General features: G+C 37.4%; 8 protein-coding genes and 1 pseudogene. 6 read left to right on the plus strand and 3 right to left on the minus strand.

The genetic code is table 11. The annotated features are described in order from the left end of the window. Window positions 1–78: 78 nt before the first annotated feature. From I6E72_RS18775 to I6E72_RS18785, 3 genes and pseudogenes are all read right to left on the minus strand, one after another. Window positions 79–2,100: pseudogene (locus I6E72_RS18775) on the minus strand (S46 family peptidase); the annotation flags it as partial. A 98-nt stretch (window positions 2,101–2,198) separates the two neighbouring features. Then, window positions 2,199–4,289, minus strand: a complete 2,091-nt coding sequence (locus tag I6E72_RS18780; RefSeq protein WP_197113754.1) for a bifunctional diguanylate cyclase/phosphodiesterase — start codon at window positions 4,287–4,289, stop codon at window positions 2,199–2,201. A gap of 180 nt (window positions 4,290–4,469) precedes the next feature. Beyond that, window positions 4,470–6,257, minus strand: coding sequence for a M61 family metallopeptidase (locus I6E72_RS18785; RefSeq protein ID WP_197113757.1), 1,788 nt, complete (start codon window positions 6,255–6,257; stop codon window positions 4,470–4,472). 204 nt (window positions 6,258–6,461) lie between these two features. Here I6E72_RS18785 and I6E72_RS18790 point away from each other — a divergent pair, with 204 nt between their 5' ends. From I6E72_RS18790 to I6E72_RS18815, 6 genes are all read left to right on the plus strand, one after another. Further along, window positions 6,462–7,997 (plus strand): GGDEF domain-containing protein, encoded by a 1,536-nt coding sequence (locus tag I6E72_RS18790; protein ID WP_007580677.1) that lies wholly within the window; start codon window positions 6,462–6,464, stop codon window positions 7,995–7,997. Window positions 7,998–8,062: 65 nt separating this feature from the next. Next, complete coding sequence (gene ppnN / locus I6E72_RS18795) at window positions 8,063–9,406, plus strand: nucleotide 5'-monophosphate nucleosidase PpnN (protein ID WP_007580678.1); 1,344 nt, start codon at window positions 8,063–8,065, stop codon at window positions 9,404–9,406. 10 nt (window positions 9,407–9,416) lie between these two features. After that, window positions 9,417–10,190, plus strand: coding sequence for a flap endonuclease Xni (gene xni / locus I6E72_RS18800; protein WP_024609155.1), 774 nt, complete (start codon window positions 9,417–9,419; stop codon window positions 10,188–10,190). A 69-nt stretch (window positions 10,191–10,259) separates the two neighbouring features. After that, window positions 10,260–10,643, plus strand: coding sequence for a DUF3192 domain-containing protein (locus tag I6E72_RS18805; protein ID WP_024591078.1), 384 nt, complete (start codon window positions 10,260–10,262; stop codon window positions 10,641–10,643). An 11-nt stretch (window positions 10,644–10,654) separates the two neighbouring features. Next, window positions 10,655–12,343 (plus strand): hypothetical protein, encoded by a 1,689-nt coding sequence (locus I6E72_RS18810; protein WP_197113759.1) that lies wholly within the window; start codon window positions 10,655–10,657, stop codon window positions 12,341–12,343. 206 nt (window positions 12,344–12,549) lie between these two features. After that, window positions 12,550–13,557: an isocitrate dehydrogenase gene (locus I6E72_RS18815; RefSeq protein WP_007580684.1), complete on the plus strand. Its 1,008-nt coding sequence runs from the start codon at window positions 12,550–12,552 to the stop codon at window positions 13,555–13,557. Window position 13,558: the final 1 nt, after the last annotated feature.

The raw sequence follows: 13,558 nt of genomic DNA on the forward strand, positions 1-13,558 counted from the left end.
TTTTTTCACCCAAATTTGTATGCAAATAGCATAACATTTCTTTCTTAATGGGTGACCAAAATTACTCTACCACTACACAAACAGTAAGCCTACAAGCTCTGCTTTACCGTTAAGTGTTGGCGAACCTGAGTTACCACCGGTAGTGTCTACATTTGATAAAAAGTTAACGGGTACTGTATTCATGCCGCCCGTGTAATCACCATAAAGCTTGGCTTTAATTTGCTCTTGTAACTTTTTAGGTGCATTAAATGGGTCAACATCGGTGTTTTTAGCAAGTAATCCTTCAAGCGATGTAAACGGTGTTGCTACCAAGCCATCTTGAGGTGAGTAGCCGCCTACAGTGCCATAGGTTACTCGTAGTGTGCTGTTGGCATCGGCGTATACAGGTTTGTTTTTAGCTTTGTTAAACGCAATTATTGCGCTCATTAACTCTGGGCGAGCTGCTTGTAATTTACCTGCAAGTGCTTTTGATTTATCTTCCTCAGCTTTCATTACTTTAAAGATTGCTTTAGCGTACTGCACAAATGGGTCTTGGCTTTGATTTAGCTGGCTAAACGATTGCTCAAATAATGAATTGCGAACAGTGGCATTATCGAGTCTTGACTGCTCATACATGCTATCAAGTAACGCGCTTTGGGTTGCTTTATCAAACCCATTTTGTACTTTAAATACGTTATCAACGTCGCTAAAACGCTCTTCTTTTGGAAGTGCTGCATACAGTTCTAAAAAGTGCAGTAAAATAGCTTTGTCTACTTTGCTATCATAACGGCGCGTCATGCGCTCAAGCCCTGCTTTAATGCGAGGTAAGTCACGTTCTTGATAACCAGATTCGCGTTCGCTATTTGGCTTTTGTTTTTCGTAAGCTAAACGGTATAAACGTCGTGCTGTGCTGATCATTTGTGAGCGGTGTACATAACCTAACATACGGTCGCGTTCACTGTGCTCTTGTGATTGTGCAATTAGCTCAGATAGCTCACCTAATACGCTTCCGTATTGTTCTTTACGCTCACCATCACTATTGATCCATTGTGTTAACTCTTGCTCAAACTGTTTTTTGCGCTCAAGCATAGTGCCTTTTTTGAAGCTTTCGATCATCGAACCATAGTTTTTAATATAGTTGTTATAACCTGCAATGGTGCTTTCGTAAGCAATACGCGCTTTACTGCCGTCTTCTGAATTTTCTTCAATAAGCGACACGTATTTTGAGTTATGAACGCGTGCTTTAGGGTAGCTGCCGTTAAATACGTTATCTACCTCTGTTGCAATGCGGTATCGGTTAGTACGCCCTGGGTAGCCTGTAACCATTACAAAGTCGCCTTCTTGCACGCCTTTGGCACTTACTTTTAGGTAAGAGTCAGGTACGTAAGGTACGTTGTCTTCGCTGTACTCTGCAGGTTTTCCATCTTTGCCTACATAAGCGCGGTAAAAACCAAAGTCGCCAGTATGGCGCGGCCACATCCAGTTATCTATATCGCCGCCGTATTTACCTACGCCCATTGCCGGTGCATAAGTTAACCGTACGTCTTTAATTTCAAGTGACTTAATTAGGTAAAACTCTAAACCACCATGAAACGAATACACATTACAACGATAGCTTTCGTCGGCTTCACACTGGGCTACTAGCGCTTTTTCATTTTTTTCGAGTGCGTCGTAGCGTGCTTTTGCTGTTAGCTCGTTAGTACCTTTAATTACTTCATCTGTTACGTTGGTAACCGTTTTTGTTACATATACGCGTGAGCCCGGCGCTGCAGGTAAATCTTCAGTAGGGCTTTTAGCTAAAAAGCCATTTTCTAAAATATTGTTTTCAGGCGTTGAGTTGTATTGTACCGAGCCATAAACACAGTGATGGTTTGACACAACTAAACCTTTAGGCGATACAAACGATGCTGTACAACCACCTAGGCTAATTACCGCATTCATTGGGAATTCGGTTAATTTAGAAATAGATTCAACATCAATTTCAAGCCCCTTGGCTTTTAAAATTGATTCTAATTCTGGAATTTGGTGTGGTTGCCACATGCCTTCGTCGGCTATGGCACTACTTGAAAGTGATAAAGAAAATGTGGCTACTAATGTAGCTACAAGAGGTTTTAAACGCATTATAGAATCCTTTTTATTTGTTTCTATAACAGGTTACTCGCGATGGGACAATAAGGTCAATAGCCGTGCAATGAATTGTTACAATCGAGTGTTTAATCTTACTTTTTATCAAAATTCATCGAAAAATCAAGAAACTGTTTTGCTGGTATTGGTTTACTAAAATAGAAGCCTTGCATAAAATCACAACCCAATTCGTTCAATAAAGTATGCTGCTCTTTTGTTTCTACACCTTCGGCTACCACTGTCAGTCCTAAGCTGTGCGACATAGCAATAATTGCCTTTACGAGATTACAATCTTCATTGTTTAGTACAATACCATCAATAAAACTTCTATCTATTTTAAGTACATTAAAAGGGTATTCTCTCAAATAACTTAATGATGAATAACCTGTGCCAAAGTCATCCATCGATAAGTTAATGCCTAATGCAGTAATTTCAGTCAGTATATCTACAACATTAGTGTGGCAACTCATCAATACACCTTCAGTTATTTCAAGCTCTAAACTTTCGGGATTTACGTTTGCTTCACTCAATGAGTTTTGAATGAAACTGAGCAACCCTACGTCTCTAAATTGGCGAGGAGATAAGTTAACAGCCATTGTATATTTTTGTTGGCGTTTACAGGTACTTTGCCATGTGTTTAAAAAGTGTAAAGCTTGGCTAATGACAAACTTGCCAATAGGTACAATTAATCCTGTATTTTCGGCAATAGGTATAAACTCATCGGGTGTTACGTTACCTAATACAGGGTTATGCCAGCGTAATAACGCTTCTGCACCAATGATGTGTTTATTTTTGGCGTCAAATTGGGGCTGGTAGAATAACTCGAATTCATTACGCTCAAGGGCGCCACGCATCTGCTCTTCTATTACTAGTCGGCGCTGAATAATTACGTTCATCTTTTTAGTGAAAAATGAATAAGTATTACGACCATATGATTTTGCTTGATACATTGCAGTGTCAGCATTTCGTAATAAATCAGCAACGGTTGTACCATTTTCAGGATATATGGCTACACCAATACTCGCTGTAAGTATGTGCTCCCGGCCCTCAATTTTAAAAGGGGCTCTAAAGTTATTGAGCAGTTTTTCAGTAATTTTTAGCGCTGCATGGTGATCAGTTATACCTCGTAGTAATACGATAAACTCATCTCCACCGAGTCGCCCTACTGTGTCGTCTTTTCGAAGTGCCTCTTGCAGCCTTTGCGCTGATTCAATTAAAAGTTTGTCTCCTGTTTCATGGCCTAAAGAGTCATTTATTTTTTTAAAATCATCTAAATCCAAAAACAGTACTGCCGCTTTCTCGTTATTTCTTTGTGCTTCAATAAGTAATTGCGACAAACGATCAAGTGCTAAAAAACGATTTGGGAGTAAAGTTAGACTATCGTAATACGCTTGATGTCTAATTACTTCATCTGATTTATGCTGTTCTGTAATATCTCGAATAATAACCATTAACTGGTTATGTTCTGTTATTTTATTTATTCTTGCTTCAAAAAAAACGAGCCCATGGGGCAAAGCTAGCTCGTATTTAAAGCTCATCATCTGCTCTTTTTCTAATACAAGGCTGATATAAGTTTCAAATTTTTTGGCTACTTCCTCAGGTAATACATCTCCCATCTTTTTACCAATAAACTGCATTGGCTTGGTATAAAGATCGGTTTCATTGCTCGCATGATACTCTAGGATAGTTCCATCATTTTCCATCAGGAAAAATAAGTCAGGAATTGCTCCAAAAATAGTTTTTAGCATATCCTCATTAAATGAAGCCTCTGCTTGTGCTTTTTTCACATCCGACAAATCGATATCAATACAGTACATTTGTTTTGTATTGTATTGATTTGTAAACATAACGTGGCTGGAAAAAACCGATACGTTGTTTCCATCTTTGTCTTGTAAGATAATTTCAGATGCTGGAATTTCTATATCTTTTTTTACCCAATCACTATGTGCGTTAATAACTAACTCACACATTGGCTCTGGAATTATAAGATCTTCTATTTTTTTCCCTATGGCTTCTTCTTTGGTATAGCCATAAAGTCGCTCACTGCCTTCATTCCAATAAATAACACGACGTTCATTGTCATAACCTTGAACAGAAATAACATTTACTGCATCAAATAACTGATGCAAATAGTCGTTAATTACAAATTGATGGGTTAAGTTTGAAGTCGGGTTATCTGATTTCATTTTGAGGCTATATCCATAATAATTTTATTTAATAATAGAGAAATACTAAATAATAATTAAATTTAACTTTAATGTTAAATTTCCATATACATTTTATACGTCATTATGCAAAACAAAAAAAGAGCCGAAGCTCTTTTTTTAATGGTAGTTATTTATATTTAAACACTATAAAAACTGAGTTTAATTTTTTGTCACATCATTTGGATGTTCCACGCCAATCCATGCTTTGAATAGTGCTTTTTGCTCAGACGTTGCCTCTTTATCAGCAACTACTTTTTTAGGCTTATCAAACTCTTCTGATAATACTAATGTTAAGCTTTCAAGTGCATCGCGACGAAGATAGTCAATAGTTACTTTATCGCCTGTTTTAAACGTTTCTAAGCTGGTTTTTAAATCTTTACCTACGTGATGTTTGTTTATAGCAACAATTTTATCATCGGTAGTTAAACCTGCTTTCCACGCACTGCCACCACGGCGAACGTAACTTAACGTAAGTAACTCGCCTGTGTTTTTAGCGATAGCATCAATGCTTGCAAGGGCTTTTGCTTTTTCAGGACGTTCTAATTTCAAGCCTACTTTAGTAAGTAAGTCGTCAAAGTTAATACTTGCAGGCGACTCAACATTTTCTTGCCACCAGCTTGAGTAATCACGCCCTGTTAAATCTTTTAAGATATTAAGTACATCTATGTCTGTAAAACCAGCTGGCATTTTATGGTTGTTATAAAGTGCTTTGTGTACGTCGCGATAGCTTATTTTACCTTGGCTTTTTTCTAGCAACTCGATATCTAAAACTAATGAAAGTAATGAACCTTCTGAATAAATATTAGTGCTGTAGTTACGTGCATGATCGCCACCTTGGTTAATCCATTTATCAAAGCTTGTTTCGCTTGCGCTTTGCACTTCACGGCCCGGTGTTTGTAAATGACGATTAATGGTTTTACTCATCACTTTAAAAAATTCATCTGTGGTTTCAATACCAGAGCGAACCATTAAATGATCTTCAAAATAACTTGTTGAACCCTCTGCAATCCAAAGTAGTTTAGAGTAATTCATATTAGTGTAATCGTACGGCACTAAACCTTGAGGGCGGTATGCTTTAACATTCCACGTATGAACAAACTCATGCGCAGCGGTGCTAATAAAGGCTAGGTAATCTTCGCGGCTACCAAATCTATCGCGTGGACGTTGAATAATTGTTGAGTTTAAATGCTCTGTTGCACCACCAGCACCCGACGTAGCATGAACCATAAATACATAACGTTCATATGGATAGCCATCCCAAATTACATTACCAGTAGCAACTAATTTTTTAAGATCGGTAAGCATTTGCTCTACATCGTAGTTACCGTCGCCCCATATAACTAAATCGTATTCACGGCCATCTACTTCAAATGTGTGTAGTTGGTTAATACCCGTTTCGATTGGTGAATCAACAAGCACGTCGTAATCTGCTGCTTTAAATGAATTTTTGCCTTTTAAATTATCCATACCCGATACAGAGCGCCACTTTTTAGGCACCTCTAAATTAACGGTTACTGGCTCTTGGCGAAATGATTCACTAAACATAAAAAAGCCTGATGCATCTATAAATGCATGGCTGTCGTCAATGTGGCGAGCGCGCTTACCAAGCTCATTTGCATACACCTGGTAGTCAATATTAACTTCGGTTGGCTCATTAAGGTGTACACGCCATGTACTGTGATCAATTTTTTCCCATTTTAACTCTTTGCCATCTTCATCTTTAGCTTTGAAGTAACGAATGCCATTGGCAAGGTTTAGCATTTCATAGCGACCCGTTCGCCATGCAGGAAGTTTTATATCAAGATGTGCTTGCGCTGTTTTTGGAAACTCAACACTTACATCGCCTAAATGATGTTGTGGTTGTGAGATTTCTAAAGAATAATTTACATCGGCAAATACAGGTGCTGAACATGCAGCTAAAATAGATAGGGCTAATAACTTTTTCATAGAGACTCTTAGTGGAAACTTAATTGCCTGCAAGACTAGCAAGCCCCTATTTAAAAGTGAATTAAATACGACAAATTGCCCCGTATACGAGTTTATACGTAGTAGCTTATTAAAATTTCTAAGTTTTTTACTAGATAACTACACATAATAAAAATTTGTTGTAAACTGAAGATAATAAAATTAATTTGATGGCGGTACGCTTAGGTGTCTGAAAGATCTAATCCAACAGATAAAAAACTCAAACAAGCAATTGATGCTCGTATGGCTATTGAGAGTGCACGCAAACATCAAGTGGATATTTTGTGCGACTTTGCAGCTAAACTTTCGCTAAGCTGTAAAGGGCTTGATATTGAGTTAGATAATCGCCTTGCTAAATTTAGAAGTGCACTCAATAAAGGTATGAGCTTTGAAGACCTCTCTCCCCTTGTTAGTGAAACTTTGATATTACTTAAAAATCAAGAATCGATTCAGCAAGCTCAGCAACGTGATTTATTCAACAGTGTACAAAATGCAGGTAAACAGTTACAAAAAACTAAAGGTTTACCTGACGATACTCGCAGAGCCCTGAGAAATTTACTCGATCAAGAGATTAATAACGTTCAGTCAACCCATGGTTATATTCCGCTACTTGATCAACTTATTCTCTTTTATCATGAAGCATTGCTAACTAAGCAAGACCCTCAAGCCGATAATCAGCGCCCTGTAAAACAAGCTCGTGCAAAAAAACTACTTGAGCTGGCTAACGAACTTATACTTGAAGAAGAAGCTACACTACAAATTAATAGTATAAAAAATAATATTACAGAAAGTGACACAATCGATGCATTACTCGATGTTGCGATTAACATAATTGAAGTCGTAGTAAAAAACATTAGCAAAGAGCGTAAATCTGCACAAAGCTTTTTAGTTTCATTAAATCAAACCCTCGAAGATCTACATAATTCTATTGTCTCTACTAGCAGGCACTCTGAATCGATGAGTATTGAGTTTGATTCGTTGAATAAAAGCATTGAACTAAAAATTAAAAACCTCAACGAACAAACACAAAAAGCAACGTCAATCTCATCTTTAAAAGAACTCGTAGATAACGAATTAAAATCACTAAGCGAAGATTTTCTAGCAAAAGAAAAGTTAGAACGAAAAGATAGAGAAATGCTTAGCACTAGCTTTAGTGAAATAAACAAACGAATTGTTACTTTAGAAGATAAGTTAACAACGTATAAAAAACGCTTAAACGAACAGCGCTTTAAAAGTTTACTTGATGGGCTTACAAAACTGCCTAACCGAGCTGCATTTGATGAACGTTACAATCACGAAATGCATTTGTTTAATGTGCAGCCATCAGATGTTACGCTTGCGGTTATTGATGTTGACCACTTTAAATCTATCAATGATAGATTTGGCCATACCGCAGGTGACATTACCTTACAGGTTATATCAAAAGCGTTGCAAAAATCGGTAAGAAAGTCCGATTTTATAGCGCGTTACGGCGGTGAAGAATTTGTATTGTTAATGCCAGGTGTATCGCTTGAAAACGCAACATTACCTCTGGATAAAGTAAGAAAGGTAATTAAAAATATACCTTTTAAATTTAGAGAAAAACAAATTGAGATCACTATTTCGGTAGGTGCAACTCAGTTTAAAAAAGGCGATACTCTGTTAAAGGCATTTGATAGAGCAGATGATGCTCTTTACGAGGCCAAAAATTCAGGACGAGATAGACTTTGTACCAGTAAATAATGTCATAGCCATTATAAATTTTATGACAAGTAGTTTTTTACGATTTAGCAGTAAGGAGAACGTCTATGTTAATACAGTTAAACCCAACTGGGGTTTTAGATTTACTGTCGCAATTAGAAGTTGATTTATTAGAGCAATCTTCTGCTAGTGAGCGTTATAAGTTATTTAGAAACTGCGTACTAGCAGTGCTTAATGTAGGTAGCCATACCGACGAAAGTAGCGATATATACGACAAATACAAAGATTTTGATATTCGTTTAGTAAGCCGCGAGCGAGGCATTAAAATTGAGCTTGAAAACCCACCCGAAACCGCATTTGTTGATGGCGAAATAATTACCGGAATTCACGAGCATATATTTTCTGTTATTCGCGATATTTTGTTTATTTGTCAAAAATACGAAAAAGATTTAAAAGAGCAAAAAGCCATTACTCATATGGTATTCGATATGCTCAGAAATGCAGGTGCATTGCGTGTTAATAGCGAGCCAAGTATGGTTGTATGCTGGGGCGGACACTCAATAAACGAAGTTGAATATAAATACACAAAACAAGTAGGTTACGAACTGGGCTTACGTGGATTAAATATTTGTACTGGTTGTGGCCCTGGTGCCATGAAAGGCCCAATGAAAGGTGCCACTATTGGCCATGCAAAACAGCGCAATACCAATAACCGTTACTTAGGCCTAACAGAGCCAAGCATTATTGCTGCAGAGCCACCAAACCCTATTGTTAACGAATTAGTTATTTTACCTGACATTGAAAAGCGCCTTGAAGCTTTTATAAGAACAGCTCACGCTATTATCATTTTTCCTGGTGGCGCAGGTACTGCAGAAGAATTGCTATATTTATTAGGCATATTACTGCATCCAGATAACACCAAACAATGTTTGCCTGTAATTTTAACTGGCCCTAAAGAAAGTGAAGCGTACTTTAAAGAGCTGTGTGAATTTGTTGAAATGACGCTTGGTAAAGAAGCATTAGATAAGTTTGAAGTTATTATTGATAATCCTGAGTTAGTTGGGCAAAAGCTAAGATCGGCTATGGCCAATGTTCGTGATTACCGTAAAAGCGAAGGCGATGCCTACTACTTTAACTGGACGTTAAAAATCGATAACGATTTTCAACAACCTTTTGCACCAACACACGAAAATATGGCAAGTCTTGATTTACATCTTGATCAACCAAAGCAGTTATTAGCGGCTAATTTACGCAGAGCTTTTTCAGGTATTGTAGCTGGAAATGTAAAAGACGAAGGCGTTAAAGCCATTAAGCAAAACGGTCCATACATTTTAAGTGGCGAGCCTGCCCTTATGGAAAATATGGATACGTTATTACAAGCATTTGTTGATCAAGGCCGTATGAAACTCCCTGGCAGCAAATACATTCCGTGTTACAAAATAAAAGCATGAGTTTTATAGTTTGAAACCCCATTTACTTCTTATTGATGCGCTTAATTTAATTAGGCGCATTTACGCCGTTGACGCCAATCAAAAACATCACAGCGATGAACAAATGATACAAACGTGCTGTGCACGTGTAGCTCATGCGTGTAAAAAGCTTTTAGATACAAGTAATGCAACCCATGCGATTGCGGTATTTGATGGTGACAAAAGCTGGCGTTATCATTTTTATAAAGACTACAAACACTCCCGTGCCCCAATGCCTCAAGTGCTAAAAGATGCCTTAGAGCACTTTAAAACCGCAATAGAAGAAACCGGTATTGTTGTATTTGAGCCTATTAACGATGAAGCCGATGACATTATTGCAACGCTTGCGTTTAAAGCATCAAATAATCAAATAGCTAATACTGTTGTCTCTACTGATAAAGGCTTTTTACCCTATATAGGCCCCTACATTACAGTTTATGATTACTTTAAAAAACTCTATTTAGATGAGACAAGTATAAAAGAGCGTTTTGGTGTTGAGCAAAATAAACTCGTTGATTTTTGGGCTTTGGCTGGTGATAAAACAAATGATATTCCGGGAGTAAAAGGAATAGGTACTAAGTCTGCGCAGCAAATAGTTAATAACTATAATTCAATTGAGCATGCGGCCGAAGATGAGTCTCTAAGCCCGAGTATTAAAGCAAAGTTAGCCGCTAATATGGATATGTACGTAATCTCAAAGCACTTGGTTAGTTTACGCACCGATATAAATTTAGGCTTTAGTTTAAAGCAGTTAAGACTTAATTAGTCGCAAGTTAATAGCCTCTAAACATTACAAAACGTATACTATTATTAGTTACCGGAGTCAGAGTAAACCATATTGAAAAAATTTATCCGATATTTAATCTTAGGTTTAGGGCTATATGCACTGATAGCAGCCTTGGTGATCACTTTTTATAAAGACGATCCTCAGGCTATGATCTGGCAAGACCGAGAAGCTTTTAATAAACGTTATATCGAAAAACTATCACTTGAGCAGCCAACAACACTAAATACTGTGCTTGATTATTTAGGCAGCCCCGACCTTACTTATGCCAAACGAGATGGTGAACAGGTATTTCAGATTGTTTTTTACCGCACACAGCATAAAACATCTGACGGTATAACCACTATGGATGAATGTACTGGGTTATTATTTAAAAATGGGCAGCTATTTTTATGGGGTCCTAGTGCATATAATAAATATCAAGAACAAAATTAGGTGAAGGTTTAATGGATGAAGCTGTTTCAACTACTTTAGAGCAGCTGCTTAATAATACGCAGCTGTTTTTAAGCTATTATAACAATAAACAAAAATGGACAGCCTTATACCCCATGGCAAGTAAGCTAGCTGAGCAATATAGAGTGCTCTATAGCGAACAGCCATTCGCATTACAAGCTCGTTTAACACTTTATAATCCTAATTATTCTTATGCCACCAACTTAGTTGTTAGTCAGAGTGTAATAACCGCTGCACTTTGTAAATCTCAACACTATAACAATGCCCTAAGCGAGCTATACATAGCGGCTTCACTCATTGAGCATTTATGTGTTGGAGCGCAATTAAACAAGCTCTGTGAGCAAACACCTTTTCAAGACTCTGATAAAAACATATGGAAAATGCGTCATCAGTTAGCTGCTAAAGTAATGTTATCCAGTGGCGATTCTGCCAAACCCGTTACACAATTATTAGCTAAGTTAAGTAAATATAAACAAGCATTGGTAAGTGCTCCTAAAATAATGCTTTACGATGGGGGCATAACACTAATTGCTTTAGCAAATATTATTAGTATGAACATTACTAGTAATACGGCTAATAAACACATGAGTTTATTTAAAGCACTTACTGACTTGTATATTCGCACACCAAATTTGTTTGCACTGCAGCTAATCAAATCACTTATAGCCCATTTGGGGCCGCTATTACCGGGAAGCCGCGTTTTTTATGCCGAGCAAACCATGATTTATTTAGCGACTGATGCGCAGCAAAAACATATTTTAATTAGTAACACTAGTCCAAATAAATTAGCTTGGTTTAGCGTTAAAGCAACTCTTAACGACAACCCAAAACAATGGCATTGCGCTGATAAAACCATTAGCTTTAAAGTGTTTAACAGTGAACATGTTAAGTCAAAAAGTGTGGTTGGCGTTGATAAAGCACAGTCTTTACTTGAACTAATAAGTAATATTAAGTCACAGCACGAATATAGCTATAAAGGGCTAAACCAGCTAATGGCGGCTCACCCTCAGGTAGTTGCTAATTTATGTGAGGCAGTAAAACCTTATAATAAGGAGCATCAGGCCGCTAAAGACTTAAAGCATAGTTTATCGATGGTCGGTTATTATAATGCACCTGCGATAATTCAAAGAGTTGTTTTTGAGCAATTAGTTAATGTTACCCCACACCCTCTGCAAGCCTACGTTACTAACAGATTAAATGGTTTAGTAAAAATAATGGCCTTATTAGTCAGTAAAAATAAACATGACCAGTTTGAACACATTACATTACCTTTATATGCTTATGCTCACTTTTTATTAACGCAATGCAGTACACAGCTTTCTCGTAAAACGCTGATTGACGACACACCAAATAAAACATTGAGTGCCCCTATTTGCTCATTTTTTGGAGTAGATTCAATTAATAACGAGCAACTAACGCAACAGCTTACTCATTTATTAAGTGACAACCCATGGACAACGGCACTTTTAGAAGCAGAGCAAACACCTAAAAAACACTTAACTGATTCTCATAAACTCTGGATCACACTTAAAATTGTTGCCCAGAGTGTTTTTAAACCAGAACTTGCGCTAACAGCGTGGCAACTGCAAACATTAAACGAACAACTGAAAATACTAAATTGGCAAAACCCAACTGATTTTAATCAAAAATTAGAATCTCTCGCGTTATTTAATAGTATTTAATTTATGGGACCCTATTTAACGTCTTTATACCCATTATAACTTTGGTGTATACCCAGTATTTCTTGTATAAACTAGCAAAATGGGTGATAAGTTGATATAAATGCGCCCTTAAATTTTCAAGCACGTTCACATAAATGATCTAACAAGCGATTACTCTCTCAGGGTAATAATTTATGTGCAAATCAAACTCTTTAAAGGAAAAGTCAATGGCCAAACAAACCATCACAGTGATCAAAGGCGACGGCATCGGTCCGAGCATTATCGACTCAGCACTTGAAATATTAAAAGCCGCAGGTTGCGACTTTGATTATGAATTTGTTGATGCTGGCCTAGCTGCACTTGAAAAAACAGGTGAGTTACTTCCACAAGACACGGTTGATACAATAGCTAGAAACAAAATCACTCTTAAAGGCCCATTAACAACGCCTGTAGGTGAAGGTTTTACGTCTATTAACGTTACACTTCGTAAGCAATTTGGTTTATACGCTAACGTACGCCCTGTTAAATCATTTGTTGGCACTAAAGCACGTTACGACGATATTGATATCATTACTATTCGTGAAAATACGCAAGGTATGTACTCAGGTGCAGGCCAAATAGTAAGTGAAGACGGTAATGAAGCAGAAGCAAAATCGATAATTACGCGTGAAGGCGCAGAAAAAATCGTAACTTTTGCATATGAGCTAGCGGTACGTGAAGGTCGTAAAAAAGTAACTGCTGTTCATAAAGCTAACATTTTAAAATCAACATCTGGTTTGTTTTTAAAAGTAGCACGTGAAGTAGCTGAGCGTTACCCACAAATTGAATCAAATGAAATGATTGTTGATGCAACGTGTATGAAACTGGTAATGACACCTGAAGAGTTTGACGTAATTGTTACGACTAACTTATTTGGTGATATTTTATCTGACCTTTGTGCTGGTTTAGTTGGCGGTTTAGGTATGGCTCCAGGTGCTAACATTGGTGAAGACGCTGCAATTTTTGAAGCTGTACACGGTAGTGCACCAGATATTGCTGGCAAAAACCTAGCTAACCCAACATCTGTAATTTTAGCGTCTATCCAAATGCTTGAGCATTTAGATATGGGCGATACAGCAGAGCGTATTCGTAGTGCTGTTGCTGATGTAATTAAATCAGGCGACCGTACAACTCGCGATTTAGGCGGCAGCCACGGTACAACTGATTTCACTCAATCAGTAATTGACCGTTTATAAT

This window comes from Pseudoalteromonas sp. NSLLW24 (assembly GCF_015864725.1).
Classification (GTDB): domain Bacteria; phylum Pseudomonadota; class Gammaproteobacteria; order Enterobacterales; family Alteromonadaceae; genus Pseudoalteromonas; species Pseudoalteromonas arctica.

Coding starts and splice junctions, on each gene's coding strand:
- I6E72_RS18785 (WP_197113757.1), bottom strand. CDS start 6,257: ATGAAAAAGTTATTAGCCCTATCTATTTTAGCTGCATGTTCAGCACCT.
- I6E72_RS18810 (WP_197113759.1), top strand. CDS start 10,655: ATGGATGAAGCTGTTTCAACTACTTTAGAGCAGCTGCTTAATAATACG.
- I6E72_RS18815 (WP_007580684.1), top strand. CDS start 12,550: ATGGCCAAACAAACCATCACAGTGATCAAAGGCGACGGCATCGGTCCG.
- I6E72_RS18780 (WP_197113754.1), bottom strand. CDS start 4,289: ATGAAATCAGATAACCCGACTTCAAACTTAACCCATCAATTTGTAATT.
- ppnN (WP_007580678.1), top strand. CDS start 8,063: ATGTTAATACAGTTAAACCCAACTGGGGTTTTAGATTTACTGTCGCAA.